At 47.9% G+C, this 26,342-nt stretch carries 31 protein-coding genes and 1 riboswitch; of the genes, 17 read left to right on the forward strand and 14 right to left on the reverse strand.

The genetic code is table 11. From position 1 onward, the window contains the following. Positions 1 to 12: 12 nt before the first annotated feature. Complete coding sequence (locus tag ACKFKH_RS06055; protein ID WP_446857350.1) at positions 13 to 468, reverse strand: hypothetical protein; 456 nt, start codon at positions 466 to 468, stop codon at positions 13 to 15. Between the two features lie 95 nt (positions 469 to 563). Here ACKFKH_RS06055 and ACKFKH_RS06060 point away from each other — a divergent pair, with 95 nt between their 5' ends. The 3 genes from ACKFKH_RS06060 to ACKFKH_RS06070 all read left to right on the forward strand — a co-directional run bounded on the left by ACKFKH_RS06060 (position 564) and on the right by ACKFKH_RS06070 (position 5,065). Then, the gene (locus ACKFKH_RS06060; RefSeq protein ID WP_446857351.1) at positions 564 to 4,241 is read left to right on the forward strand and encodes a tetratricopeptide repeat protein; all 3,678 of its coding nucleotides are present in this window, start codon (positions 564 to 566) and stop codon (positions 4,239 to 4,241) included. Positions 4,242 to 4,361: 120 nt separating this feature from the next. Continuing rightward, positions 4,362 to 4,745 carry a hypothetical protein gene (locus ACKFKH_RS06065; protein WP_446857352.1) on the forward strand — a complete coding sequence of 128 codons (384 nt, stop codon included), beginning with the start codon at positions 4,362 to 4,364 and terminating at the stop codon, positions 4,743 to 4,745. After that, positions 4,745 to 5,065, forward strand: a complete 321-nt coding sequence (locus ACKFKH_RS06070) for a hypothetical protein (RefSeq protein ID WP_446857353.1) — start codon at positions 4,745 to 4,747, stop codon at positions 5,063 to 5,065. The genes ACKFKH_RS06065 and ACKFKH_RS06070 overlap by 1 nt, the downstream gene beginning before the upstream one ends. A gap of 3 nt (positions 5,066 to 5,068) precedes the next feature. On the opposite strand, the gene ACKFKH_RS06075 is transcribed toward ACKFKH_RS06070, so the two are convergent. The 3 genes from ACKFKH_RS06075 to ACKFKH_RS06085 are packed head-to-tail and all read right to left on the reverse strand — an operon-like array spanning position 5,069 to position 5,974. Then, positions 5,069 to 5,206: a hypothetical protein gene (locus tag ACKFKH_RS06075; RefSeq protein WP_446857354.1), complete on the reverse strand. Its 138-nt coding sequence runs from the start codon at positions 5,204 to 5,206 to the stop codon at positions 5,069 to 5,071. Continuing rightward, complete coding sequence (locus tag ACKFKH_RS06080) at positions 5,187 to 5,573, reverse strand: element excision factor XisI family protein (RefSeq protein ID WP_446857355.1); 387 nt, start codon at positions 5,571 to 5,573, stop codon at positions 5,187 to 5,189. Before ACKFKH_RS06080 ends, ACKFKH_RS06075 begins: the two co-directional genes overlap by 20 nt. Beyond that, positions 5,552 to 5,974, reverse strand: a complete 423-nt coding sequence (locus ACKFKH_RS06085) for an element excision factor XisH family protein (RefSeq protein WP_446857356.1) — start codon at positions 5,972 to 5,974, stop codon at positions 5,552 to 5,554. The genes ACKFKH_RS06080 and ACKFKH_RS06085 overlap by 22 nt, the downstream gene beginning before the upstream one ends. A 36-nt stretch (positions 5,975 to 6,010) precedes the next feature. On the opposite strand from ACKFKH_RS06085, the gene ACKFKH_RS06090 reads away from it, so the two are divergent. The 5 genes from ACKFKH_RS06090 (at position 6,011) to ACKFKH_RS06110 (ending at position 7,831) form a co-directional block, all read left to right on the forward strand. After that, a complete protein-coding gene (locus tag ACKFKH_RS06090; protein ID WP_446857357.1) occupies positions 6,011 to 6,274 on the forward strand; it encodes a hypothetical protein in 264 nt (87 codons plus the stop codon). Next, positions 6,222 to 6,626: a hypothetical protein gene (locus ACKFKH_RS06095; protein WP_446857358.1), complete on the forward strand. Its 405-nt coding sequence runs from the start codon at positions 6,222 to 6,224 to the stop codon at positions 6,624 to 6,626. Before ACKFKH_RS06090 ends, ACKFKH_RS06095 begins: the two co-directional genes overlap by 53 nt. Further along, complete coding sequence (locus ACKFKH_RS06100) at positions 6,616 to 6,951, forward strand: type II toxin-antitoxin system PemK/MazF family toxin (RefSeq protein ID WP_446857359.1); 336 nt, start codon at positions 6,616 to 6,618, stop codon at positions 6,949 to 6,951. The genes ACKFKH_RS06095 and ACKFKH_RS06100 overlap by 11 nt, the downstream gene beginning before the upstream one ends. A gap of 151 nt (positions 6,952 to 7,102) precedes the next feature. Continuing rightward, a complete protein-coding gene (locus ACKFKH_RS06105) occupies positions 7,103 to 7,435 on the forward strand; it encodes a hypothetical protein (protein WP_446857360.1) in 333 nt (110 codons plus the stop codon). 9 nt (positions 7,436 to 7,444) lie between these two features. Further along, positions 7,445 to 7,831: a hypothetical protein gene (locus tag ACKFKH_RS06110; RefSeq protein ID WP_446857361.1), complete on the forward strand. Its 387-nt coding sequence runs from the start codon at positions 7,445 to 7,447 to the stop codon at positions 7,829 to 7,831. A gap of 226 nt (positions 7,832 to 8,057) precedes the next feature. On the opposite strand, the gene ACKFKH_RS06115 is transcribed toward ACKFKH_RS06110, so the two are convergent. From ACKFKH_RS06115 to ACKFKH_RS06125, 3 genes are all read right to left on the reverse strand, one after another. Continuing rightward, positions 8,058 to 8,195 carry a hypothetical protein gene (locus ACKFKH_RS06115; RefSeq protein ID WP_446857362.1) on the reverse strand — a complete coding sequence of 46 codons (138 nt, stop codon included), beginning with the start codon at positions 8,193 to 8,195 and terminating at the stop codon, positions 8,058 to 8,060. Positions 8,196 to 8,207: 12 nt separating this feature from the next. Then, entirely contained in the window at positions 8,208 to 8,534 is a 327-nt protein-coding gene (locus ACKFKH_RS06120; protein ID WP_446857363.1) for a DUF5678 domain-containing protein, read from the reverse strand. A gap of 198 nt (positions 8,535 to 8,732) precedes the next feature. Then, a complete protein-coding gene (locus tag ACKFKH_RS06125) occupies positions 8,733 to 9,113 on the reverse strand; it encodes a nuclear transport factor 2 family protein (protein ID WP_446857364.1) in 381 nt (126 codons plus the stop codon). 120 nt (positions 9,114 to 9,233) lie between these two features. After that, positions 9,234 to 9,427: riboswitch (cyclic di-AMP (ydaO/yuaA leader) on the forward strand. An 89-nt stretch (positions 9,428 to 9,516) separates the two neighbouring features. On the opposite strand from ACKFKH_RS06125, the gene ntrB reads away from it, so the two are divergent. The 7 genes from ntrB (at position 9,517) to ACKFKH_RS06160 (ending at position 14,271) form a co-directional block, all read left to right on the forward strand. Continuing rightward, the gene (gene ntrB, locus ACKFKH_RS06130) at positions 9,517 to 10,365 is read left to right on the forward strand and encodes a nitrate ABC transporter permease (protein WP_446857365.1); all 849 of its coding nucleotides are present in this window, start codon (positions 9,517 to 9,519) and stop codon (positions 10,363 to 10,365) included. A 298-nt stretch (positions 10,366 to 10,663) separates the two neighbouring features. Further along, positions 10,664 to 12,067, forward strand: a complete 1,404-nt coding sequence (locus tag ACKFKH_RS06135) for an ABC transporter substrate-binding protein (protein WP_446857366.1) — start codon at positions 10,664 to 10,666, stop codon at positions 12,065 to 12,067. A 246-nt stretch (positions 12,068 to 12,313) separates the two neighbouring features. Continuing rightward, positions 12,314 to 13,150 (forward strand): ABC transporter ATP-binding protein, encoded by an 837-nt coding sequence (locus tag ACKFKH_RS06140; protein ID WP_446857367.1) that lies wholly within the window; start codon positions 12,314 to 12,316, stop codon positions 13,148 to 13,150. Between the two features lie 42 nt (positions 13,151 to 13,192). After that, positions 13,193 to 13,468, forward strand: a complete 276-nt coding sequence (locus ACKFKH_RS06145) for a hypothetical protein (protein WP_446857368.1) — start codon at positions 13,193 to 13,195, stop codon at positions 13,466 to 13,468. Positions 13,469 to 13,483: 15 nt separating this feature from the next. Next, the gene (locus ACKFKH_RS06150) at positions 13,484 to 13,684 is read left to right on the forward strand and encodes a hypothetical protein (RefSeq protein ID WP_446857369.1); all 201 of its coding nucleotides are present in this window, start codon (positions 13,484 to 13,486) and stop codon (positions 13,682 to 13,684) included. 44 nt (positions 13,685 to 13,728) lie between these two features. After that, entirely contained in the window at positions 13,729 to 14,025 is a 297-nt protein-coding gene (locus ACKFKH_RS06155; RefSeq protein WP_446857370.1) for a hypothetical protein, read from the forward strand. A 15-nt stretch (positions 14,026 to 14,040) separates the two neighbouring features. Next, the gene (locus ACKFKH_RS06160; RefSeq protein ID WP_446857371.1) at positions 14,041 to 14,271 is read left to right on the forward strand and encodes a hypothetical protein; all 231 of its coding nucleotides are present in this window, start codon (positions 14,041 to 14,043) and stop codon (positions 14,269 to 14,271) included. A 99-nt stretch (positions 14,272 to 14,370) separates the two neighbouring features. Here the strand turns inward: ACKFKH_RS06160 and ACKFKH_RS06165 are convergent, their stop codons facing one another. Further along, positions 14,371 to 17,181 carry a DNA methyltransferase gene (locus ACKFKH_RS06165; RefSeq protein ID WP_446857372.1) on the reverse strand — a complete coding sequence of 937 codons (2,811 nt, stop codon included), beginning with the start codon at positions 17,179 to 17,181 and terminating at the stop codon, positions 14,371 to 14,373. A gap of 363 nt (positions 17,182 to 17,544) precedes the next feature. Here ACKFKH_RS06165 and ACKFKH_RS06170 point away from each other — a divergent pair, with 363 nt between their 5' ends. Next, positions 17,545 to 17,694 (forward strand): hypothetical protein, encoded by a 150-nt coding sequence (locus ACKFKH_RS06170; RefSeq protein WP_446857373.1) that lies wholly within the window; start codon positions 17,545 to 17,547, stop codon positions 17,692 to 17,694. On the opposite strand, the gene ACKFKH_RS06175 is transcribed toward ACKFKH_RS06170, so the two are convergent. The 4 genes from ACKFKH_RS06175 to ACKFKH_RS06190 all read right to left on the reverse strand — a co-directional run bounded on the left by ACKFKH_RS06175 (position 17,691) and on the right by ACKFKH_RS06190 (position 22,978). Continuing rightward, on the reverse strand, positions 17,691 to 17,930 hold the full coding sequence (locus ACKFKH_RS06175; protein ID WP_446857374.1) for a hypothetical protein: 240 nt from the start codon (positions 17,928 to 17,930) through the stop codon (positions 17,691 to 17,693). The two genes, ACKFKH_RS06170 and ACKFKH_RS06175, sit on opposite strands and share 4 nt — an antisense overlap. 658 nt (positions 17,931 to 18,588) lie before the next feature. Beyond that, a complete protein-coding gene (locus tag ACKFKH_RS06180) occupies positions 18,589 to 20,817 on the reverse strand; it encodes an alkaline phosphatase family protein (protein ID WP_446857375.1) in 2,229 nt (742 codons plus the stop codon). Between the two features lie 293 nt (positions 20,818 to 21,110). Next, on the reverse strand, positions 21,111 to 22,628 hold the full coding sequence (locus tag ACKFKH_RS06185; RefSeq protein WP_446857376.1) for a UDP-N-acetylmuramoyl-L-alanyl-D-glutamate--2,6-diaminopimelate ligase: 1,518 nt from the start codon (positions 22,626 to 22,628) through the stop codon (positions 21,111 to 21,113). A gap of 35 nt (positions 22,629 to 22,663) precedes the next feature. Continuing rightward, positions 22,664 to 22,978, reverse strand: coding sequence for a glutaredoxin family protein (locus ACKFKH_RS06190; RefSeq protein WP_446857377.1), 315 nt, complete (start codon positions 22,976 to 22,978; stop codon positions 22,664 to 22,666). A gap of 120 nt (positions 22,979 to 23,098) precedes the next feature. Here ACKFKH_RS06190 and ACKFKH_RS06195 point away from each other — a divergent pair, with 120 nt between their 5' ends. Next, positions 23,099 to 23,434, forward strand: a complete 336-nt coding sequence (locus ACKFKH_RS06195; protein ID WP_446857378.1) for a hypothetical protein — start codon at positions 23,099 to 23,101, stop codon at positions 23,432 to 23,434. 228 nt (positions 23,435 to 23,662) lie between these two features. Here ACKFKH_RS06195 and ACKFKH_RS06200 read toward each other — a convergent pair whose 3' ends face one another. Both ACKFKH_RS06200 and ACKFKH_RS06205 read right to left on the reverse strand, forming a co-directional pair. Beyond that, positions 23,663 to 24,421, reverse strand: a complete 759-nt coding sequence (locus tag ACKFKH_RS06200) for a hypothetical protein (RefSeq protein ID WP_446857379.1) — start codon at positions 24,419 to 24,421, stop codon at positions 23,663 to 23,665. Between the two features lie 9 nt (positions 24,422 to 24,430). Further along, positions 24,431 to 25,122, reverse strand: a protein-coding gene (locus ACKFKH_RS06205) for an IS1 family transposase (protein WP_446857380.1) whose coding sequence is annotated in 2 segments (ribosomal slippage) — positions 24,431 to 24,798 and positions 24,798 to 25,122 — 693 coding nt in all. Because the reading frame shifts where the segments join, the coding sequence is not laid out codon by codon here. Positions 25,123 to 26,342: the final 1,220 nt, after the last annotated feature.

The following is a 26,342-nucleotide window of genomic DNA, read 5'->3' on the forward strand; positions in this document are numbered from 1 at the left end:
ACACAAAACTGGTCAGGAGTCGGCTTTGGAGGGAGGGGAAGACCATTCGCAAAAAACATCAATGCCGATGTGAAGGATGTAGAGCGCAACGGCGGTGGCGATCGCAGAGTCGATCGGCAGCGGAACCCCAGAGAGATTGACCAGGGCAGTGATCATTCCGGTGACTAAAGTTGCGTTGGCGGGATTCTTTTTGGCTCCCTGGATTAAGCTGCGGAGGCTGTCATTTTCGCCGCAAACTTCTTGCTGGACTCGCTTGAGAAGCAGTTGCCAGAGCGACCCCTTGTGGGTAACTCGAAGAGATCGCGTTTCGTCACCAAACGTTCGGGGTTGGCCGTAGCGATCGACATAGAGTTGGGCAAAGGTGGCTTCAAAGTCCTGGGTTTGTTCTAAAAGATGCAGGGCTTGTGGGTCGGCGGCGGGAGATTGACGGAACTGGTTGATTTCTTCGAGAGTGGGAAAAGCGTTCATGATCTTTTAAAGGATTTTCTACCGTCGCAGACTGGTTTCCGGAGATTTTAGGAGACAAGTGTAGTTTGTCACAAGCCTTCTACTGATTTTGTATCATGCCGACGATCGAGATTCGACAAACAAGTGGATTTGAGGCGATCGTGGCGATCGCGGGATCAGAGTTTGAGATTGCGGTGGGCGATCCGTTTGCCGAACAAGATGAGAAGCAGTTGGAATGGTACTTTGAGGAGTGGATCAAGTTTCCATTTTCGGATGAGACGATCGCGAAACAAGTGGCGGAAAGTGTGCGATCGTATGGCGAAAATTTGTTTCAGCAGGTGTTTGGCGATCCAGAGGCTTATGCGGCTTATAAAAGTTTAAAGGTCAGTGAGTTAGAAATTCTGATCAAGGGATCGCCAGAGTTTCAAGGGTTGCACTGGGAAGCGATGCGAGATCCGAAGGCGGCGCATCCTTTGGCGATCAATGGTGTGATGGTGCGCCAGAAACGGGTGCAGGGCAAGGCGATTACGAGAGCGATCGAGCCTTCGACGGTGCTAAATTTGCTGATCGTCACAGCGCGACCCAATGAGGAGAAAGATGTCGGGTATCGAACGATTTCGCGCCCGATGGTGGAGGCGATTCGAGATGGGCAGTTGCCTGTGAATGTGGAGATTGTCCGACCGGGGACGTATAAGGCGTTTTTGGATCATGTGGAGGGGAAGCCGGAAGGGTTTTATCATGTCGTGCATTTTGATTTGCATGGCGGATTAATGGCGTATGAGCAGTTTCAGAAGACGGTGCCAACTGGGGAAAAGTATCTGTTTCAACGCGGGCCTCGATTAGAGAAACTGCCGGAATATGCAGGGGTGAAGGCTTTTCTGTTTTTTGAAGGGGATGAGTCGGGGCAGGCGGTTGCGGTGACGGCAGACGAGATTGTAGGAGAATTGCAGGATCGAGGGATTCCGGTTTGTATTTTGAATGCTTGTCAGTCTGGGAAACAAGTTAGAGCGAATGGGGATGCCGATCGTATTGATGAACGCGAGACCAGTTTGGGCGCACGGTTGATGGATGCGGGGATGCAGATGGTGGTGGCGATGGCGTATAGCGTCACGGTGGATGCGGCCAAGGTGTTGATGCAGCGAGTGTACGGGGAGTTGTTTGCAGGGGAAGCGCTGTCTAAGGCGGTGAGGGCGGGGCGACGGGAACTGTTCGATCGCAAAAGCCGATCGGTGTATTTCAATCAGCAGGTGGATCTCGAAGATTGGTTGTTGCCTGTGGTGTATGGCAATCAGCCTGTAAATTTTGGGCTGCGGGAGATGACGTTTGCGGAGTCGGATGCGTATTTTGCAAATCAGGGGACAGAGTATCGGTTTGCGGGGGCGACGTATGGGTTTGTGGGGCGGGATTTAGATATTTTGAAGCTGGAGAAGGGACTGCTGCGGCATGGGGTGATGCTGTTGCAGGGGATGGGCGGCACTGGGAAGACGACGCTGCTGCGCTATTTGCAGGACTGGTGGGTGCAGACGGGGTTTGTGGAGCGGGTGTTTTATTTTGGCTATGACGTGAGGGCCTGGACGCTGGAACAGATGATGTTTGAGATCGCGTCTGTCATTTTCTCGGATGTGGAGATGCGGCAGTTTCAGGCGATGCGTTTAGAGGCGCGGGTGGGGCGACTGGTGCAGGTGTTGCGGAGTCGGCGCTATGGTTTGATGTTGGATAATTTGGAGTCGGTGACGGGGCAGGCGTTGGCGATTCAGAATACGTTGCCTGGGGAGGAGCAGGGGCGAATTCGGGAGTTTCTCGATCGCATCGCAGGCGGAAAGTCGATCGCGCTTTTGGGGTCGCGCAGTCGGGAAGAGTGGCTAAAGTCGGCGTATCGAGACAATCGCTATGAGTTGCGCGGGTTGGATCAGGAGGCGCGATCGCAGTTGGCCAAAAAGGTCTTGGAGCGGCACGTTTTGGATGGGGCAAAGCGGAAGGCGATTTTGGCGGATCGAGAGTTTGAGCGGCTGATGCGGCTGTTGGCGGGGTATCCGTTGGCGATCGAGGTGGTGTTGGCAAATTTGGGGCGGCAGAGTGTGGCGCAGGTGTTGGCGGGGTTGGATGCGGCGGATGTGAAGTTGGATCGGCCGGGTGAGAAGACGGAGAGTATTTTGAAGTGTGTGGAGTATTCGCACAGCAATTTGTCAGCCGAGGCGCAAAAGCTGCTGCTGTGTTTGGCTCCGTTTAGTGGAGTGTTTAATCGTTTAGTTTTGCCAACGTATGCAAAACAGTTGAAGAAGTTAGAGCCATTTCAGGAATATCGATTTGAGCAATTTGATGAGGCAATTCAAGAAGCTGTCAGTTGGGGTTTGCTATCGCCAATCCCCATTGACAATCCAAACTTGCTTGAAATTCAGCCTGTATTTCCATATTTCTTGAAAACAAAGCTGGATCAACTGGATGTAGGAACTTGCGAAGCAATATCTGAAAGCTTTAAGAACCTCTATCAAGAATTAGCAGAGGCTTTCGATCAATTGATGAACTCGAAGAAGCCACAAGATCGACAGCAAGGCATCGACTGTTTTAGATGGGAGTCTGAAAATCTCTTCAAAGCTCTAAAGATCTGCTTGGAAAAGCAAGAATGTATTAATATTTCCTTCTGTTTGGGAAATTACTTCGACGTGATCAATGATTCGAGAAGCGAGTTGGAACTATCTACGATTGTTTGCAATGCTATTGATACTTATTCAGAATCATTCCTTAGCAGTAACCTGGGCTATCAAGCAGCATGGGACTATACAAGAAGAGCAATAGTCTCTACAAAGTTCAGACGGTACTCAGAAGCAAAGAGGCTTTATGAGAAAGCAATTGAGGTTCTTGACTCCCTAAGCAATATACAAGAGCGTAAAAAGCAGCTTTGGAAAGCAGACAATTACTACAATTTGGGCTTCAATTTACAGGAGATGCGGCAATACGGAGAGGCACGGCACAATTATAGGAAAGCCTTGCAAATCTATGTTGAATACAACGACTGTTCTAAACAAGCCAATATCTACACAGGGTTAGGTACAGTTGCGCGGGAAATGCGAGAGTACGAGGAGGCACGGCACAATTATCGACAAGCATTGCAGATTTTCATTGAGTTGAACGACCGTTACAACCAGTCTGGTACACATAACAACTTAGGCGTAGTAGCACAGGATATTCAGGACTATGAGGAGGCATGGGACAATTATGAACAAGCTCTGCAAATCCTTGTTGAGTTCAATGATCGCTACAAGCAAGGCTCCATATATGCCAATTTAGGCATTGTTGCGAACAACAGTCAAAAGTATGAGAAGGCATATCACTGCTATCGACAAGCATTGCAAATCTTTATTGAGTTCAATGATCGCTATTCCCAAGCGCGAATCTACTACAACCTAAGTACTATGGCGCGGGAGATTCAGGAGTACGAGAAAGCAGAGCATAACTGCCGACAAGCATTGCAAATCTTTATTGAGTTCGGAGATCGTCACTCCCAAGCACTCACCTATTACCAGTTAGGCAGAGTTGCACAGGAGTTGCGCCAGTGTAAGGAAGCTCGCCATATCTATCTACAAGCGCTCCAAATCTTCATCGAATTCAAAGATCGGTTTTACCAGGCACGTATCCATAACCAGCTAGGATTATTGGCAGAAGCAGAGGGGGATGTTTCTGGCGCTAGAGCGTATTTGCAAACAGCAATGGGAATGTATGCTGAGTTGAATAATAGGTATTACATAGCGATGACTCAGATGACTCAACGGAACCTCGATCGATTGTCGGAGTGAATGCGATCTGTTTAACTTGGCAGTGCGATTGCAATCAAATAGTTAGAGGATTGGTGATGCGATCTCTAGCCTATGACAAATGCAATACTCAACTATAGAACAGATGCTCACTTAGGCAGAATGGCTCAAATTCTTTCAGAAGAGTTCAAAAGTTCACTCATTGCGGCAATTGATCTCGCTAGAGGTCAGATCACTTGGAAACCTGGTAAAGCCGAACCCCACCTCGCCAAACGAATTCGTTTGAAGCATTTGCCAGCAACCTCATCCTTATCAGATTACGAATTGCGAATTATCAACATTCTGAATCGGCTTGATGCAAGCGTCTATGTCTATGAATTTAATGAGGTAATTTACCCAACCGTCATCGCCCAAGTCGATTTAGACCGCTGGTTGGTTATGATAACAATGAAAGGTGTATTGGAAACAGCATTTCCACCTGATGACCCAGAAGAATATCTGAGTAATCCTAACTTTTCATATGTTGGACGACTAGGAGAACTGTGATGAATGCTCTACTCAAACAGTATGCAGTGAGTACAGAATTTCCAGAAATTAGCGGCGCTGAACAGCTAGAGATGTTGCAAACGCGCGATCGACTTTTAGAAGTAGAATCCATTCTTTCTGACCCAGAAAAGAAACAACTCAGCCAAGCCGATCGCCGCCTCATTCAGCAAGCACCCCAAGTGCTTCTAGAACTTTCGCAGTTTGTGGATTTAGCCGCAATGCGACGAACCCAAGATATCTCCGCAGAACGGTGGTGGTGGTATTTAGACGTGTTGGCACAGATTCAAGAGAACGTTGCACTATCAACCGCATTGACGTAATTTCTAACTCCCCGATCGCCCAACAGCACCTCGATCGATTGTCGGATTGAAGTGCGATCTGTTTAACTTGGCAGTGCGATCGCATTGAGTTGTACGATCGGATTTAGAAGTGCGATCGCAGCTATTCGATCGCGTATTCACTAAAACGCCGCAAACTTGGAGAATGCAAACCTAGTACAATGTCTGATGCCTTTACACCCCATTCCAGCAGAGCTTTCGCCAAATCAATATCGGTGACATTTTCTTGAATCCAAATCTTGCCATCCAATAGCTCTAAATGAATCACAGGCTGAAAGATGCGATGACCCGCTTCATCCCAACCGATATCTAGAATCTGATACTGATGATGTGTCTCATCAAAAACTGGGACGGTTCGCACTGGCCCCGATACTTGAGATCGCTCAACAATCTCCTGCAACACATCCAAAATAATATTGCGATAACGTCGATCGCTCATCCATTGGTCAAGCGTCTCATCTGTGCCATTTATAGAGGTTTGGGTATCCATTGTTTTACCTCTTCGAGATCTGGATCGACTAACAGTAACCGGACTTGATTCTCCTCTAGGCTATCGTGAAAAAACGGAGTCAGGAAAAAACGGTGATGAATTTCATCAGGTAAAGCCAGATAAGGAATACGATTGGGCTGAGTTTGTCTTAAAACCATTCGATAGTGGATGTACTGCCCAATTGCTTGATGAAACTCATACACAACACTCGCTGCCGAAAAACTTTTTACCTCAATTGCAATTTGAACGCTGTCCTTCTGTGCGACTAGGACTTGTTCCGCTCCTAAGTCAACTTCTAATTTTGTTGCGCCATATCTCAAGGTGAGCGGAGCAACATTCACCCAACTATCCTTTACCAAGGCTTGCTTAACTGTTTCATGAAAGGAATCTCTTGCTGACATTAAAATTTACACCTGCAAAACTGTCCCAGACGAAGAATGACTTACATTCACAGCGATCGTATCAAGTATGAGCGCGATAGTCATTCAGTAGCGGTAATCGTAGGATTTAATCAGCAGTCTACAAAGTGCGATCGCTATGAGCAAGCCAGTACCTATGGTCAATTAGGGCTGTTAGCAGCGGAGGGAAATGCTTTGGAGGCTGGAGCTTGTTTGCAAACCGCAATGGAAATCTTTATGGAGTTTGGCGATGAGTATCATATGGCGATCACTCAACGGAACCTCGATCGATTGTCGGATTGAATGCGATCTGTTTAACTTGGCAGTGCGATCGCCTGTTGTTGAAGCGATTTCACTTGAATCACGTAAAATGGGGGAAAGCGTTATCTTCGGGACAGCCAATCTGCCTGTTTATCGTCTTATGTTAGAAGCAACTCAAATTCAGCAAGCTGTTCTCGACAAACTTCGCCAGCTTCCTCTGGAAAAACAGCAGGTCGTTCTTACCTTTGTCGATTCTCTAGACACTTCAGATCCCTCTTCAGAGCAAGAATGGTCACTGTCCGCGATCGCTGCTTCTGTCCACGACTTACTGAACGATCCTGAAGAAGATATTTACACCTTAGAAGATGGTGAACCGATCGCAGATGAAGCGTAAGATTGTCTTGATCGAGTTTCCCTTCGACGATCTATCAAATAGCAAAATTCGCCCCGCGTATTGTCTAACAAGCTCAGTTGGAGAAAATCGTCATATCATCTTCGCGCTCATTACAAGTCGAATCCCAACCCAACTCCTTTTAACCGATCTAGTCCTAGATCCTACCAACCCAGACTTCGCAACAAGTGGACTCAGAAAACCTTCCACACTCAGACTCAATCATCTGATCACATCACGAAGATCGATGATTCAGAGACAACTTGGAAAACTGTCCCCAAAAACTCATGAGCAACTGCTCGAAAAACTTTGTGAACTAATTGAGTAGCGCGATCGTTCAACAGCACCTTGATCGCTTATCGGCTTGAATGCGATCGCTCTATTTGAGAGGCACGATCTCTTCGAGTTACCCGCAAGGGGTCGCGCTTCATTTTTTGCGACCTGCTAAAATCTGGAACACTGACTACGACTGAAACAACATGAGCGATCGCTCTAGCTCAGAATATCCAGAACTTCCGAACCAATGGCAAGCGATCGAGGTGAATAAAATTTATTGCTTCAACAACGATCGACAAGTTTCATTCAGTCAATCTCAGATCGAACTCGGTACTTTGTATGATGGATTAGGCAAGCATCTTAAAGCGATCAAGAAAGGTGTCGTTCCGCCCAAAGGAAATACTGGGCTGGTTCCCTCAGAGGAACTCGATTATGATTTCAAATCTAAAATTTTGGGAAAAGGTGGCAACCGTCGATTTCACGCCAAAATAATAGAAGAAGTCCTCCATTTCCCAGGCAAAATGACCACTCATTGAATAAGCTCTGTGAATACAACACTCAAAACTCATCCAGTTTGGCAAAACTTCACTCAAGCTCTAGTACAAATCGATCCAAATCAAATCGCACACCAACATCTACAAGATTGCCAAGCTGAAATTCACGGCTATTGGGACGAAAACGATCGACCTTACGAAACGATTCGATTTAAACAACTGCCTACTCCTCAACTGATTAGCAGTTCTCTAGGCGTAACTCCAAATCAAACAGAAACCGCGCATTGGCTTCAACTTAGATATTTACTCCTCGTTCCTACAGGCTTACCTGTGGGCGAGTTACTTCTAGTTCTAGACGACAGCCTAGAAGTAATCGATGAGAACTGGGTGATCGATGTTCACTCGCCTCATGTTGTTGCGATCGCTGATCCAAATTGATGCCAGCGCTCAACCATTTCCAGATAGCGAGATCGTAGCCGTTTCTAGCACGTTGAAATTAGACCATTATTGTGAGAGCGGTGTTATGAACCTTCAGGTTGTCTCTCAATCCTCACCCGATTTCACCTTACACATTTTGCTAAAGCAGCAAGTCATATCTGGGCAAACGTTCCAGATCAACCAAACTGTACAGTCGAGCGATCGCTATTCGCAAACCAGCATATGGTCAATTAGGACTGTAAGCCGCACCCGAATCGACATAAACCTCAATCCATTCCCAACGATCTCCCAACTTCACACCCATTGGAATAATCGGTTCAAGATTTCCTCGCTTTTGAAGATAGGGAAACCGAATCGGAGCCACAAGGTACACCTTCTAAATCAACAAATCATACGATGTCTCTGGGTGAGGAACATCAATGACTAAGGGCAAAACTTCCACCCCTGCCTCAACAAAAGGACGGCAAACCTCTTCTCTAGTATCCGCAACGCCTACAATCTGCCCACCTTCAATCGCAACCACTCTACCAGGGTATTTTGCAATTAGCTCGTCATAATGCGTAGCAAGCCACTGACTATCTGACGCAAGAATATCGGCAAGCATTTGGACTTCCATACTCTCAGCCTCATTGACAATATCCTCAATTTTAACAACATCAATGCGATCGCTTAACGAAAGACTGTGAAGCGCGATTGCAGCCAAGGAAAAAGCGAGTGAGATGCGAGCGCTAACCTAAGCTGATTGCCTGGAAGTGCGATCGATCGTTCTTCCTTTCCTGCCCGCAAGCCTCCTCACAGTGACCACAATTCTCGAAAATCACGATCAAATCAAGTTTGCAGCCGATCCTATTGAATTGTGTGACAATCAAATCGAGCTTGCAGTCGATCGCCGTGAAGTACTTTATTGGGCAACCATTCCAATGTGAGCGGCGACGATTTGCCAGGTTCCGTTGGGGGAGACGGCCCAGACGCGGGTAAAACGAAAGTCACCGTTTGCGGGATTGCTATTGTAGGTGCCAACTATTTGCATTCTGACGAAGACGATCGCGACCTCTCCATACAGTCGAATCTGCCGTTCGGAAGGGGTTAGCTCGTAGATCTTAATCAAGCCAGATTTGTGTGCAGCGAGATCGTCTTGTTTGCTAATGATTTCTCCGAGATGACTGGTGGCGACGAGTTCAGGGGCGAGTAGTTCATCCAAGACGCTGACATCAGAAGTCAACATTGCCAGTCTAAGCCGTTCTTCGGCCTCAATAATTTGAGTTTCAACTGTTTTATTCATCGTGTCACCCCTATAAACCAAAGTAATTCTGATATTCACTATCCTCCAGCTTTGTCCATGCACCCTACGACAAAAGATGGATTGATACATTTGGCGGAGAATGGTAAAGTCTTTAAAAGTCAAATCGGTCAGCTTAATCTGGTGAGTTTCTAGTAAGTGACTTACTGGAGCGGAGGAACCAAAACATCGGGGCTTGTCTTCTGTGAAAGGTCGATCGCAAACGATTCAAACTTGAGTCGGCGACCAATACCAGAGAAGGGCATCTCTCAGCCCTCGCCCGTCAGCTAACTCCGTCGGCATTTGAGAGAGGACTGTAGAGTTTCAGCATTTTGCTTTAGGCTCATCAGTGTCTCTAATTTAGGTCGAACATTTAGTTTGAGTCTTTGAGCTTGAGGTGTTGACGATGATCCTTCAGCTAAACTTGGCTGCGATCGTGGCCGTTGCGAGTCAGACTACTTGGCGAAAAGTGCGTCCCGCGATCGCTCAAGAAGCGGTGTGGTTGCCTGCGATCGGGTTTTTGGGTGTGATTGTGCTCTGGTGGGCGATCGCGCTGTTCAAACACGACGTGATGCCGACTCCGCCAGAAGCGTTAATGGCAAACTTAGATTTCATTTTGCATCCCTTTTATCGGCGTGGGCCGGGGGATCTCGGAATTGGCTGGCTCCTGTTGGCGAGTTTGCGGCGGGTGTTGATTGGCTTTGGTTTGGGGGCGTTCGTCGCGATTCCGATCGGCTTTCTGATTGGCATGTCTAGACGAGCGATGTTGGCGTTGAATCCAGTGATTCAGATCTTTAAACCAGTGTCTCCATTGGCGTGGCTCCCGATCGCGTTGGCGATTTTCAATTTGGCCGATCCCTCTGCAATTTTTGTAATCTTTATCACGTCACTTTGGGCAACGATTATCAATACCGCGCTTGGTGTTTCTAGCGTTCCACAAGATTATTTAGACGTGGCAAAAGTGTTAGAAATGCCGCGCTGGAGACGAATCACCAGGATTATTTTGCCTGCTGCGTTGCCATACATTTTTAGTGGTTTACGAATTAGTTTGGGTGTGGCGTGGCTGGTCATTGTAGCAGTCGAGATGTTGACAGGTGGCATAGGAATTGGCTTTTTTGTCTGGGATGAATGGAGCCGCCTCAACTTAAGTTCAGTGTTTTTAGCCGTTCTAGTGATTGGTCTAACAGGATTGCTCCTAGACTTTGCCATCACCCAACTCGAAGCGTTTGTCACTCGTCAGCGGCGATCGACCTAAAAAAGCTTTAAGTTCTCCGCTAAACCCAGGTGAATTCAATCTTTTCACTAATTCAATCTCTTCACTGCGGTTATGAGAGAAGCCCCCAAATCCTCCACCCGTCAGAGACTTTGAATTAGAACTCTTGTCTTAAAGTCCCCCAGAATGGGGGCAGAAGCGCAGAACACCGAAGCGAAAAAACTTAATCGAACTCCCGTTAAACCAAACATCCCTCATCCCTCTCGCGAAGTGTGCCGCCAGCGGCAACCCCTCATCCCTCATCCCTTTTTTCCTCCCTCATCCCTATCCCTTCCCCGCTATGACTCAAGATTATTGGACGCGACGGAAGTTTATGCAACAAATGGGCGGAACGGCAACCGGACTCGTGTTATCGTCTTGTGCGATCGATGCCAATCGTGCCCCTCAGTCTCTTTCTCAAGCGGCTTTAGCGATCGACCAGATCATCAAACCCGAAAGTTTGGAGAAGCCAAATCTAACGATCGGATACGTCCCCGTCAATGACTGTGCGCCGTTTGCGATCGCCTGGGAGAAAGGCTTTTTTCATAAGTACGGTCTTAACGTCAAACTCAGCCGAGAAGCCAGTTGGGCCACTTCTCGCGACGGCATTATCTTTGGACGATTGGATGCATCGCCTGTGGTGTCTGGTGCCGTAGTCAATGCTCGAATGGGAGCAGAAGGGGCCCGACATGCCCCGCTTTGTGCCGCAATGACGATTCATCGACACGGCAACGCAATGACCATGAATCGAGCGATGTGGGAGTCTGGCCTGCGTCCCTGGTTTGAATACAATGGCGACTTGGAGACATTTGGACGAGATTTTCGGCGCTATTTTGACAACTTGCCGTCTGAAAAACGAGTCTGGGCGGTGGTTCTCAGTTCTGCAATTTATGAATACTTTGTGCGCTATTTGTCGGCGGCGGCGGGAGTCAATCCGATTCAGGAGTTTCGCGTCATGATAGTGCCTCCGCCTCAGATGGTGGTGAATGTTCGCATCGGGGCAATGCAGGCTTATATGGTGGCCGAACCCTGGAACACACGAGCCATTTCAGGCAATGAAGGAATCGGGTTCACCTTTGCTCAGGGTAAAGAAATCTGGCACGGACACCCCGATCGCCTTCTCTGTGTCACGCAGTCTTTTATTGATGAGAATCCCAAAACCTATCGATCGCTGCTCAAAGCCATGATCGAAGCCTGTCGCTACTGTGGCGATCCCAACAATCGAGAAGAGGTCGCCAAAATCATTTCTGCGCGATCGTTCACCGGGGCAAAACTCAACCTGACTCGGCCTGCGATCGTCGGTGACTATAACTACGGCGGATTCGATGGCAAAGATCGCACCGTGAAGGCAGACGACACGACTGTTTTCTTCGACCTTCCCTCAAATGTGCCGCAAGTGCCGAATGCTCACTCGACGTTTATGTGGCGATCGCACAGCATTTGGCTAATGACGCAAGCCGCCCGCTGGGGACAAATTAAGGAAATTCCTGCCAATGCTCACGAAGTCGCCGAAAAGTCCTGGAAGACTGAAATCTATCGAGAAGTCGCGGCTGACCTGGGAATTGCTTGTCCGAGTGATGATTACAAGATTGAACCTGCGGAAGTCTTTATCGACAAGAAAGCGTTTGATCCGAGTGATCCGGTTCGCTATTTGGAGAGTTTTGAGATTCGAGCCAATGCTCCTACCAAGATTTATCTAGCGTGAATTGGATGGAGTTTTTCGCTTTGTTCTTCAGCGTCTCTGCCCCCCAACCCCCCATTCTGGGGGACTTAAAGACAAGAGTATCTAATTCAAAGTCCCTCACTCGTGGGGGATTTAGGGGGCTGAAGCCTCAAACAACGAAGCGCAAGAATTCTATAGAACTGACCCATAGAACTGACCTTTGAACTGACCTTCATTGAGCCGGGAACCGATTCGCTAATTACAAAGTTCTCACCTAGGAGATTTATCATGAGTCAATCGATACCGACGATCGACATGCCTGACACCAACGCTCATCCAACTGGATTTTTAGAAATCGAGAACCTGCACAAGTCTTATAAGGCTCCTAATGGGGGCGAGTCCGTTGTGCTGAAGGGGATTAATTTGACGATCGGGCAGGATGAATATATTTCGATCATTGGTCACTCTGGCTGCGGTAAATCGACGCTGCTCAAGATTGTGGCGGGGCTGGAGAAATCGACTTCTGGATCGGTGAGACTCGACGGGCGAGAGATTCGCAAGCCGGGAGCCGAGCGGATGATGGTGTTTCAAAACTATTCGCTGTTACCGTGGTTGACCGTTCGAGAAAACATTCGGTTAGCAGTCGATGAGGTGTTGAAGGATCTGTCTGCGGGTGACAAAAAGCAGATTGTGAATGAACACCTGGTGATGGTGAATCTGACGGCGGCGGCGGACAAATACCCGGATCAGATTTCGGGCGGGATGAAGCAGCGAGTGGGGATTGCTCGTGCGTTGGCGATTCGTCCCAAAATGTTGCTGATGGATGAGCCGTTTGGGGCGTTGGATGCGTTGACTCGCGGCAAACTTCAGCGTCAGGTTCTCGAAATCTGGGAGAGCCACCGTCAGGCGGTGATGATGATTACGCATGATGTCGATGAGGCGATCTATATGTCCGATCGCATCGTTCTGATGACCAACGGCCCGGCGGCGACGATCGGTGAAATTCTAGAGGTGCCATTTAAGCATCCCCGCGATCGCCAACAGCTTCGAGCGTCGTCTGAATACTATGACCTTCGCAATCATGCCCTCAATTTTCTCGATCAGCATTTTGGCAGCGATGAATGAGTCTCTGGTAAAATTCATTCACGTTGAAGATGGTGAGGGGTTATGACGCAACCGGATTTTACGATCGGCATTCAGTATGAACTCAGACAGTTGGCAACGGCCACAACAGAGCTTGCTGAAAAGATTGATCACCTGACGGGTCGAATGGACGAACGGCTAGATCGTCTGACTGAGGTGGTGACAACTGGCTTTGAAGAACTCAAGCAAATCACTCAACAGCAGGCTGATACGGCTCGAATGCAGATGGAAAATTCACGAATGCAAGCTGAGAGTATCAATCGTCTGATCGCACTGCTAGAGCGCAAAGAGGGAAATTAAAAGAAATAACGTGTTATGGGTATTCAGTACGAACTGAGACAGTTGGCAACAGCTACAACAGAGCTTGCTGAAAAGATTGATCACCTAACTGAATTGGTGACGACTGGCTTCACCGAAATTAAGCAAATCACTCAACAGCAAGCGGATACGGCTCGAATGCAGGCTGAAAGTGTCGATCGGTTGGTGGCTTTGCTAGAGCGGAGAGAGAGAAGTTAGATTGTGCTGGTAAAATTTATTCACGTCCAAGATGGTGAGGGGTTATGACGCAACCGGATTTTACGATCGGCATTCAGTATGAACTCAGACAGTTGGCAACGGCCACAACAGAGCTTGCTGAACGCATTGAAAACACGAATGAGGGAATCGATCGCCTCAGAGAAACCATTAATACTGGCTTCGATGAGCTTAGAGAGCTGGTCACAACTGGCTTCACCGAAATTAAGCAAATCACTCAACAGCAAGCGGATACGACTCGAATGCAGATGGAAAATTCACGAATGCAAGCTGAGAGTATCAATCGTCTGATCGCACTGCTAGAGCGCAAAGAGGGAAATTAAAAGAAATAACGTGTTATGGGTATTCAATATGAACTCAGACAGTTAGCAACGGCCACAACAGAGCTTGTTGAAAAGATTGATCACCTGATGGATCGAATGGATAAACGGCTCGATCGTCTGACTGAATTGGTAACAACTGGCTTCACCGAACTCAAGAAAATCACTCAACAGCAAGCTGACACGGCTCGAATGCAGGCTGAAAGTGTCGATCGATTGGTTGCTCTACTAGAGCGCAGAGATACGTAAGTTTTAAGTTTGAGATCTCTAGTTCAAAGTCCCCCAATTTTGGGGGATTTAGGGGGCTGCCCAGATTTGTAGCCACAGCAAAATTTTGTCGAATTCACATTAAGGCTGGCTGTCGGTGGGTGCCCACGGGCCGATGATGGGTTCGCCCTGGGTTTCTTTGTGGGCGAGTTGTTGGTTGAGGTCGAGTAGTTTGGTCAAGATGTCGTCGGTTTTGCTGAAGCCGTATGCTTTGAGAACGAGAGCGTCAAGTTGGGTGTGATGTTTGGCGAGTTGGCTGCTGGGTTCGTGAAAAAATTGGTTGTATAGCTGAGTGATGCCCCATTGTTTTTTCTCCATCTGTTGGGTGCGGTATTCATGAAGAGCGATCGCTGCATTACGAATTTGATCAATTAGCTTTGCGCTGGGCGATTGCGGAAATGGAAACGTTTCAAAACAGGTGTTGTGAGTGTAAGCAATTCTATCTTCCAAAGTTGATTTTTGTGCATCCATCCAAGTGCGATGAACATTAGAAGTCAGAACACCAAAAACATAAAAATCATCAGAAACAACCGCTTTTGTTTTATTTCCTGGTAGCCAATCGCAAGGACAAGGAATAAAAATAGCCCATTTAGAAACTTCTGGAACAGCAAAATATTGAGATAGAGGAGCGATCGCTTTCCTCATCTTCGGAGCGTTTTCACCAAATTTCCACCAATTGAGCCTTCTAGTGTCTCGTCTATTAGTATCTCGCTCCGGTTTGACATGAGTTCTAATATGTTGAAATGGCAATGTGTATTCAATAGCATCTTCAAGGCTCATCTCATTAAAATCAATAACCCAACGCTCCGGTTTGCCATGAAGATTTTTAGCTAGATTTGCCCCCATTGAGAATAGCTTTAAAACTTTTTGATTTTTAATGTCAGCTTTAATCCAGTCTTTGGACTGCTGTTCTGTTACGATGAAACCTGCTCCCAGAGGGATTACACCCTGAAAGCATCGATTAAGGTTGACCTTAAGGCGTGTGGCGTGAGAGACATCAATTTCTGCTTTGAGTGAGGAGTTAATGAACAGAACAGATTGGCTATCAAGATATACCTTTATGTCATAGTAAGCCGCGACCTGAGCAAAAATGCCACCGCTGCCGCAAGCAGGATCAGGTACGCTTAAAGTAGGATAAATTTTAATACTTTTCTTAATCCAATTCACCAAACTGACATGAACGGCTGCTTCGCCTGACCAGGGCTGTGTAGAGATTGCTTCATGAATATAGCCATTGTTTTGAGTAATGTATTCTAAACTAGCTTTTCTACTTTTACCTTGACTAATTGAGTTTGTGCCAACCAATCCGGCTCTACCATTTTCGTCAAGATGATCATGAGCTAAACGAAACCAATAAGAACAAAAATCTACCGAGTCTTTTACATCTGGAAAGCGCTGAAACACTTGATTAACATATTCATCACTTAAATTAAGTCTCATATGTTTTCCACCCAAAAACGGCGGATTACCGATGATCGCATCTGCTTTTTCCCACTCGCTAAACAGAGCATCTTTGCAGACAATATTTTGATCCAACGTATCCAACGGTAAGGCAGGCTCAAACAAACCCAGTTTATCAATGGCAATCTTCCGCCCGATCATCATCGTCACCCGCGCCAACTGCACCGCAAACGGATTCGTATCCATCCCAAAAAACTGATTGGGAGTCACATAGCCGATCGCCATTTGCCCCGTGTCCGATCGCTTCCGTTCTGCAATCTTGTCAATCAACAGCTTCTCCAGCCGCTTTAATTCTTGATACGCCACATACAAAAAATTGCCCGACCCACACGCCGGATCAAGCACCCGATAAGCCTGCAACTCTAGCTGAAGCGCATTCAACTCAGCGATCGACCCCGCCCCATTAATCCGCTCTTCCCAAAAATCACTAATCGTCGGCCTGACAATCTGCCGAATATCCACCTCACTCGTAAAGTGAATCCCATGTGCATGACGCTTTGACTGATCGATCGCCCCCTCAAAAATGTTGCCAAAAATCGACGGACGTACATAAGTCCAGTTATCTCGCGCACAGACATCCAAAAACTTCAACTCCTCATGCGTTAGCTCGATCGGGTCAACGATCGCAAACAGCCCCCCGTTAAAATAATCCACCCCTTGATAGCGGCCCGCAGGCGTTTTGCCCCGCCGATTCATCTCGCTAAATAGCCCCCCAATCAAGTCATACGTGCTGCCCCCCGACATACACTCTTGAATCAGCAACACAAAAATATCACGCGGCAACAGCCCCCGATCTTCTGCAAACATCGCCAACACACACTGCAAAATAAACCGCTGCAACTGCTCCTCACTAAAGCTGTCAAACCCATTGTGCTTACCCCGCTCATACAGCAATTGATAAAGCTCTCCTAGCCGTCGCGCCGATCGATCCGTCACCTCCACCTGATTGTTATGAAACACCGGCCGCATCCCGCCGATCTCCATAAAAGTCAACGCGCTCGATCGCTCCGGCAATTGCTCTAGAGAAATCTTGTCTACAGGCTCATCGACCTGATTTTCAAAGTCAAAAATCCAAAACTCATCAAAATTGCACAACATCGCATACCGAGGCCTATTGGGCGTAATCCGCATCCAATAGCGCTCAACCTGGGCATAGTGCTTGCTCAGATCTTCGCCCCGCTTCTTCATCTCAATGAGAACGCCCGGAACATATTGGCGCGATCGCCACACCAGATCCGCAAATCCCGTCTTTCCTTTAGCACTGGACTTCTTGAGCCGATCCTCAAACTCCGCGCCTGCCTCGATCGCCCCCTCATGCCCAAACGCCCTAAAAAAACGATCCAAAAACGTCTGAGACTCGCCTTTCTCATCCCCCTTCAAACCCTGGCAAAAACTAACAAACGCTTGAAGGCTGGCAGGAGTCGCTGACATATCAAATCTTCTCGTAGGGGGCTTCTCTATCAGTATTCACACAGAGTCGTCAAAATCACGATCGTTGTTTGCTTAATCACAACTGTCGCCCAATTAACGTGAATTTAACGAAAAATTTCGCTGCGGTTACAAATCCGGGCAGCCCCCTAAATCCCCCACCAGTGAGGGACTTTGAACGAGAAAGCCCATCCGGAAGTCCCCCAGATTGGGGGGTTGGGGGGCAGAAGCGCTCACTACCGAAGCGGAAAATTCTATCGAACCTACGTTCAATTAACCGCCAAACTCAAATTTCGCTCAAGGGCTTGCTCATAGAAAAGGAATTCGCTATGCTGATGACACGCTTTAGACACTATTTAGACAAACATGAAACCGAAAGTAATCATCGATCTGTCAATTGTCGTTGAAACCGTCGTTCGCCTCGACCCAGAGAAGCCAGACGAAATCGATGAACAAGTCCGAATGTTAGTAGACCTGCTAACTGACCTAAAATCTTTGGTAGAAGGCAGAACCTAGCCGCGTGACTCGATCGCTGCCACCCGCGCCTCCAAAGCTGCAACTCGTGCCTCCAGACTATTCTCAGACTCCATTAAATATGCGCGTAGGGCATCATTGACGATCGTGTTGACGGGTCTGCCTGTTGCCTTTGCGTGATTTTCCAATAGCTCCCACACATCATCGTCATATCGGATTGTTCGCCTTTCTCTAGCCATGCCGTCTATGCGATCGTGGGGCGTGTTTGATCGTACCATCGGTCAGCCGCCAAGCAAGATTCTCAGCACTGATCTAAAGTCTTCCAGAATTGGCAATTTGGGGAGCAGAAAATGCAAACAACGAAGTCAAATAACTTCATCAAATTCATGGGGCTGTTTTTTGACGATCGCATCCCACCACATCCGTCAGTGTGTAGACCTGCCACCATTGGGCGTAATGCTGACAAATCGAATTCAGGTAGGACTCAAAAAATCAGGTAACAAATGGAGACTCATGGGGCAACAAGCATTGGATGCTGAACGATCACCGTTGATCGTTTTCCCCATGCTAATCACCCCCCAGAGGATTTAGTAATCTTGACGGCGAAAAGGCAAGAAATAACCAAGTCAAATTGACGCTAAAAAACGTCAGTTCGATGAACGCTTCGCTTCGCTTTTAGATCCAGGAACGCCCCCTAAATCCCCCACGAGTGAGGGACTTTGAACCAGAATTCCTCTCTTAAAGTCCCCCAAATTGGGGGGTTGGGGGGCAGAAGCCGTGAACAACGAAGCGGAAAACCTCTTATCGAATTCACGCTAAAAAATAGGCTGTAGTGGAAATCCGCAAAACTCGATCTTCAAGAGTTAAGTGGAGTGTCTCAACCACAGCCTTTGATAGTCAGCAATCAGTATTCAGAAATCTCAAAATTCAGAGAACTCAGGATTTGAGCTTCAAAGCTTGTCCCTGAACAGTGGGTGCTGATTCGATTCCGAGCAGACGATCGATCGTCGGCACTACGTCAATATTGCGAACTTGCTTCAGACTGCCCTGATCGATATCTGGCCCCGCCGCAAAAAACACCGCACTCATGTTGAGCTTCTCTGGATTGTAGCCATGTGCGCCATAAAAGCTGGGCACCGAAAGGAAGCCAGTCACCGAGGAATTATCCCCCAGTCGTGGAATCGAAGGGGTTTGTGTTCCGTCAAAGTTGTAGCCTTCAGCCATTGTCGCAAACACATCGCCGCTGTCTTGAGCAATGAATTCGTTGGTGCCCAGACCAAAGGGGCGATCGCTACCATCTTGGGGCAACGGACGTGGGTAAATCTTGTCAAAAATGGGTTGGTTTTTGGCGTAGTTGGGATTCGTGTCTACCAATTCTTGAAGCGCTTGCACAAGCTGCTGTTGAAGGGTGACATATTCTTCACGGCTGACGGTGCCATCGGGTTCGCGTCCCTGTAGATTGATGTAAATGTTGGTCGCTGGGCCCGACGTGATTGCCCGCACTTTACTCGGATCAAATCCTTTACTTGCCAGGTAAGGCGTGAGATTGACCGAGGTGTGAAAGGGCGAAAACCCGTGATCCGACACGACAATGATGTTACGGCGCGGAATGCCCCCACGAGTCCCGACAGCTCGAATCACTTGCTGAAGCGCTCGATCGGCGACTCGATAAGCCCTCTGAACATAGGTCGCATAGCGGGCAACCTTGGCAGCATCTTGTCCCCCGTTGATCGAGTTGGGATCAGTGGGATCGGTTGCCTGTCGCGGGTCGATCGTCAAAAATTGGTGTTCTGAGCCGTCGGGTTGTTCAAAGTACAGCAGCACCAGATCGGCATCAGGGTTCTTGGCGATCGCTCTCAGGGCGACACGGGTTTGATAGTCGGTAAAGGTTTGCACCAGGTCTTCGTAAATGTCTTCGAGTTCTCTGTCAGGAAAGGCATTCAGACCGACTGCCGATCGCTGAGGAATCCGAAAATCAGGTTGGGGTGCCCAAAATCCAACATTGTTATTGATATCGTCTACATCCGCCAACACAGCAGCGTTGCGAGGAATGGCATTAGCCGAATAGCGAACGAACCGCACCGTGGACAAATCAGGCGTAAGTCTGCTGACATAAAAAGCCGTTCCCGCTTTATTAGAACTGCCTTCAAAGTAAAACGGACTCGATTTTTTGAGTTTTGCCTGCACAAATGCCGACCCTGTAGCGGGCAAGCTGCCACCCACTTGAATCCCCAATTTTGCATCAAAGAAAACAATCGTGTCGTAGTTAGTCTGGCGATCGTTGCTGGTGTCAAGTGCCGCCGCTTGCAGATCAAAACTGGCTCCTCCGACGGTGACCTGCTCTAGCGAAGTTTGCAAAACGGGACTGTAGGAGACTTTGTTGACGGCGGTGAGTTGAGCAATCGTCGGCTCTGAGGCAGGCTGAAAGTCAGAACGAGTCAGGCTAAACCCTCTCGCAGACAGTCCTGCAAAGGCTCCAAATGGCACGGTGTAATCGACGGTGCGTTCTTTAGCAGATTGCAGTAGCGGACTGGTCGGCGCAGTGGTCAGACGAATATCAGCACCATCGGCACCCGGAAAGGTGGCAGCGACGACTTTTTTACCGTTTTGTCGCAGTCTGATCCAGATGGGTTCTGCGGTGGGTGTGGCGCTTTGACTCACGCCGTTAGCGTCGATCGAGTAGCCGCCGATCGGGGCTGCAAACCCGCTAATATTTTGCCGAAACGGACTGGCAACCAGGTGAAAACTGTTAGCGACTACATTGGTTTTGGCCGTCGTGGCCCCGGCTCCGATCGAGACGTGGCAAGCCGCCGTCAGTGAGGGATTACAGGTGATGTTACGCTCGGCAACGACTCCCCGACTTTTTAATAATCCCAGGCCCTGGTTCGGTTTGAGAATGCCTTTTTGTAGATACTCTTCAACAAATCTAGGCGTTGCGCCATCTAGAGAAATCAACACAACGGGCGATTGTCTAGTAGCACTTTGAGCAACCGTTGTATGAATACCAATTGCAATCAAAAAGGTGACGATCGCAAATGCCAAAAGTCGTCTAAATAAGCGAAAATTTGAAGGTCGAACAATGCTAGATAGAATCACCCTGATATACCGAGAGATTCTCTGAATGATTGAGGAAGGATTCAGATTTTCCCAAAAATGGTTATTCATCAACGTGCCTGGATTGGATTAACTGAATTGCTGTGTAGTCTACTACCAGGATGTTAAGCCCAGACTATGTTTGGATTAACGCGATCGACAAATTATCCATCTCAAACTAGCAATCATCTTAAGCGGTACTCTAACCCACACCTTTAGACTGCTGAATCCCTTGTACCAAATTGATCTTTGAGTGCTACAGATCTTGGAAGCTTCTACAACACTAAATCGAATGAAGGTTACATAGATTGATGAATCTTAGATAAACAATTCTGTCGTATCTGCTTACCACGAATAATGCACCATTAGGATTGCTTGCCTCGTTCGATTAGGGCTGCTCTTGCTTGTTCACGATCGTCAAAGTGAATTTTCTCCGTTCCCAAAATCTGATAATCTTCGTGGCCTTTGCCTGCAATTAACACGCCGTCTCCTGGTTTGGCTTGCAGAATAGCGGTGCGGATTGCGGTCGCTCGATCGCTCACCACCAGAGCCTTGACAGATTCAGGAATACCCGCCACAACATCTCGGAGAATGCGATCGGGATCTTCAGTCCGAGGATTGTCAGAAGTCACGATCGCCTGATCCGCCAGCGTTGCAGCAATATTGCCCATTTTGGGACGCTTGGTACGATCGCGATCGCCGCCACAGCCAAACACACAAATCATCTGACCCGGAATAAACGGCCGCGCCGCTTTCAGCATGTTTTCTAAGCTGTCAGGCGTGTGAGCATAATCGACAATCACGCTGATGTCCTGATCAGGTTTCACCTGCACTTGCTCCATGCGCCCCGGTACACCTGTAAAGTTGGGCAGCGTGTGGGCCATTTGTTGTAAATCGAGTCCGAGATGCAGACCTGCGCCGATCGCCGCCAACAAATTTGCCAAATTGAACTGACCCACGAGGGGCGATCGAAATTCAATGTCACCTTTGGGCGTATGGAGAAGTCCGCTCACATTGTCTGAACCGTAAACTAAATCGCTCGTCCACAAATCGGCTTTTTGCTGTGTGCTGTAGCTCCAGACGGCTGTAGCGTTTTCTTTTAGCTGCTCGATCAGGCGTTGTCCATAAGTGTCATCCAAATTAACGATCGCTCGACTGTTGAGATAAGACTGGCTAAACAAGAGCGCCTTTGCCGAAAAATAATCCTCCATGTCTTTGTGATAATCGAGGTGATCCTGCGTCAAATTGGTAAACACCGCCACCTCAAACGGACAGCCCAACACGCGACCCTGAGCCAGCGCATGAGAACTCACCTCCATCACGCCCACCTGACAGCCTGCGGCGATCGCGTCTGCAAACTGACGCTGTAAATCGACAGGAAACGGAGTGGTATGAGCCGCCGTCTGCTGAAAGCCTTTCCAGCGGGTGTAGAGTGTGCCAAACAGAGCGGTCGGTTTTTGCGCCTCGGTTAAAAGAAATTCGATCAAATGGGTGGTCGTGGTTTTGCCATTCGTCCCGGTCACGCCGACCAACTTGAGCTTTTGGGCTGGGAATTCGTAAAAAGCGGCCGCGAGTTGAGCGCACACCTGCATCATGTCGATCGCCGGAATCACCAAAGGCGGCCGTTCAGTCAAAAATACCGGATCGCCCATCGCCTTACTCGCCGCTTGAGAAGAGACGATCGCTGCCACCGCGCCGGATGCGATCGCACTTTGCCAAAAATCGCCACCATCGACTCGCGTTCCGGGCATCCCAATAAACAGATCGCCTGCCTGACATGCAAGAGAATTGGTCGTCAAGCCTTTTACATCCGCGTCTAGTGCCGGGTGGTCGGGCAATTCCCCTAATCCAGGCAGTTTCGCCAATAATTTTCTAAGCTGCATCGTTCACTCCTTTGCCAAAACGCTTGCGCCTATTATTAGCGATCGAGGCCCCCATATTTCTGTAGCATCTGTTCTAATTGGTGAACGGTAGCGCGAGGAGAAAGGCGGGGAAGCAGGGATGAGGGAGGAGGGATAAGGGATGAGGGATGAGGGATGAGGGATGAAGGATTTGCTCGATCGTCCACCAAAAAGAGAACGGGGATTTCGTACTGGTAAGCTTGAAACCAGTCGTCGCGGGTGGTGATGTCGCGGATTTCCAGGTCGATTTCCAGGGTTTGAATCTGCTCTAACTTCTCCTGTAATCCTTCACACAAATGACATCCCGGCTTGCTGTAAAGAATTAACTTCATTGTTTCATCCCTCATCCCTCATCCTTCATCCCTCAATTTACAACGCCATGACAAAGACTGTCTTGATCACCGGAGCCTCTACCGGAAATCGAAGGGGTTTCTGACTCGCTGCAATATGAATTGGAACCCTTTAATATTCGAGTCAAACTGATTGAGCCAGGGCCAATTAAAACTGATTTTTATGGGCGATCGCTCGACCTTGCCCAAAAGCCAGGACTGACCGCCTACGATGCTTTCGCCGCCAAAGTAATTCCCAGTCTCAAAAAAGCGGGAGAAACCGGATCGCCACCCCAAAAAGTTGCCGAAATCATCTATCAAGCTGCAACTGACAATTCTAAAAAACTTCGCTATCCCGCAGGCGGTAACGCTGGAATATTGCTTTTACTGCGAAAGTTTTTACCTAACAATCTGTTTAGTACAATAGTTCGTAGCGGCATTGTGAGTAAGAAAGGCTGAATCAATCGAGCTTTTGTATACACAGAGCATTTGTGTAGAACAATTTTGTCGTAGCTGCGGAGATCTTGGCTGATTGCTTCGCTTATATTGACAGCAGCCAGTTCTTTTGTTCTAGAGGACAGAATCCGTTAAGCAAGAATGAAACACATGACGGTCACGCAGTTCTTACATCATAAATATGTAACTTTGTGAAGGCTCTCTCATTTGCTGTGAATTGTCTGAAACCATCTACGGATTAGCAGAAGATTCAGACGATCGCTTCTTTAACTGTGTTCTGTATTCCTGAAGTTCCTTTGCTTCTCTGGGTGGGGCGTTTTTAAGCATTCTGTCTACAATTTCAATGGCACTGCTCCAGTTCTTCTTGTCTACCGCAATATATAGAGCATACCGAAGTTCCTCTTGAGTAGAACTGGATGAAATTAGTGGCACTTCTGTTATTCGGTTTATCGGTTCGCTGGCTTGACTTGGTTTTGAGCTAGAGTCAACTTTGGAAGGCGATTGACTCTGGGATTCTGAAGAGCTTGTAGATTCTGAGAGAGTTGTGGATGAGCGGTTACCAGCTAATGGAAGGCTAGGCTTGGGGGATGGTCTTAGCCTAAACTTTTTTCCTTCAGGAATCTCAAGCGACCAGGTGTTGGGTGAAGTTTCAAGCATACGAAATGCTCCTGATGCTCCTTGAGATTTGTCAGTCTTGATCTTCTTTGTCTTTTCATCAATTAAGACTTCATCAGCACTGACACCTCCAACAATCACTCCTTGCTTTTTAGAGGGAGGAAGCCCATCTATTTGCTCTCCATCAAGCGTGATGAAGCACTCTTCGGATTTGGGGTCATCTGATTTCAGTAAAAACCAACCACTTTTCGTTCGAGTTCCTGTTACGGTTGTTCTTTGCGGCTTCCCCCTCAAAAGATAGGAAATTTCCCCGGTAAAAACATCTTCAGAAGCATTTCTGATCTGTCTAATAGTAAATACGGCGTTGCTGAACAAAGGGATGAATCAAGTGAGTACGGGTATTGACCAATACTTTAGGTAATGGAGGAGCAATCGCAGCGAATGCTTTAGCATTTCGACCGACTTGGAGTAACACAAGGTCTTGCGATGCAATCGAGCTAAGTAGTGACGTAATCGGGTATTCTCGCCTTCGACTCTCGTCATATACGTCTTGCTCACAAGGTGGTCGCCTTCCTCAATAAAACCGGGATAAACCTTCCAGCCATCGGTGACATAGAAGTAGCAATGCCAGCAACAGACAATCTGCCACAAGGGTTTGAACGTCTCTGCGCTGTGATCTCCCACCACCCAAGCGAGAATGCCCGCCCGGAAATGGTTCACGGCTGTCCAGATCCAAATTTTGTTTTTTTTGACCCGACAAAGGTTTCTAGTTCGTCGAGTTCTCCCACCTCTGGAATCTCCGACTCCTGTGGGGCATCCGGCAGTTGCTGTCCGAGTTGCTTGACCCAATAAATCACCGTTGTGTGATGCACGCCAGTACAGCGCTCAATCGCGCGAAATCCCATGCCGTTGACGTAACGCATCAAGCAGTCCTGCTTGGTTTCCTCGCTGTAGCCTTTGGGTGGGTCATAGCCTTCAATAAATTGGCGACCGCAGGCGCGACAGATATGATTTTGCTTGCCTCGTCGTTTCCCGTTCTGGCGAACCTCAGTAGACCCACAGTATCGACACTGCATAGTACAACACCCTCATTCATCCCTCTATTATGCAACGCCGTAAATACTTCTGTTCCCTGTATTACACAAGGCGTTGCGTCAAGGGGCTTAGGTTTGAGAGGTTTGAGAGGAATTTTCAGTGATTCGCGTGAAGGACAACTTTCAGGAAAAAGGTGAGAATTAAGCCAGTTCAACAAAGGCACTCGCCCAAGAATTGAATCACGAAGGCAAGGATCAGGAATCAACCAAAAGCTGAGCAATAGTAGAGCAGCTACGGTGCCAACAGTAATTGGAGGTATGAGATGGGAGATTATGGGAACCGGGATCGGTGCCAACAGTCTGAGATTATGGCGAGTAACATTTGCACCATCAACATCTCCCAATGACTCTCGCAGGGTTAGTGCTTGCGTTAAGTAGGAACGGGCAGTAGTGTTATCTCCTAAGCACAAGGCGCGTGTACCAAGCTGATGTAATGCCCAAGATATAGACCGTCCATCGTTGAGTGCTTGTGAGGCTTGAAGCTCCCATTGCAAAATTCGCTCCCACATACCCCAAAGCCCGTTAAATGCAAGCGCGCCCTCAAACCCTTTACCCAGTTTAATCACATCTGCATATCGACCAGACTCAAAAGCCCATTCCAAAACATTTGAGATGGCAGCAGCATCTTGAAAAACCAAATCAGGTTGTGCCTGTTTCTGCCCAACTGTTTCTTTGAAGTAGCTCAGAGCTTTCTCTCTCAACTCGTTTAGATCTGACTCTTGACTTAAGATTTCGCCCATATTAGAGGTTAGCCTGTACTGAGAATCAGAAACTTGAATGAGATCCTGCCGAATTAATGAATTCAAATGCTGTTCAATATTGGGAATTTCAGCAGCATTAGAACGAGAGATAGCAATTAAAAGTACTACTCCTGCTGCGCCTAAAACAGATAGTAGATTTAGAATTAGGCGGGAGGGTTTTGGTAGAGATTGAATCCTTCGCCAAGTGATTGATGCTGTAGACGGGTCTTCCTTGATTTCCTCAGCAATATCTTCCAATGGTTTATTTTCATTTATTGCACACTTGACTGCTTGACGAATTTCCCAGGGATGCCCTTCGTATTTAGCTAGAAGGCTTTTAGCTGCTTGACGGTCTTCTTCACTCGTTAGAAATTCGCTCCACCGTTTTTCGCCTATAAAAGCCTTACGTTCTTCTTCAGTTAATGGTCGTCCAATTGCTTGCTCTTGGGCAACTAAATCAAA

The sequence above is a fragment of the Phormidesmis sp. 146-20 genome (genome assembly GCF_052939475.1).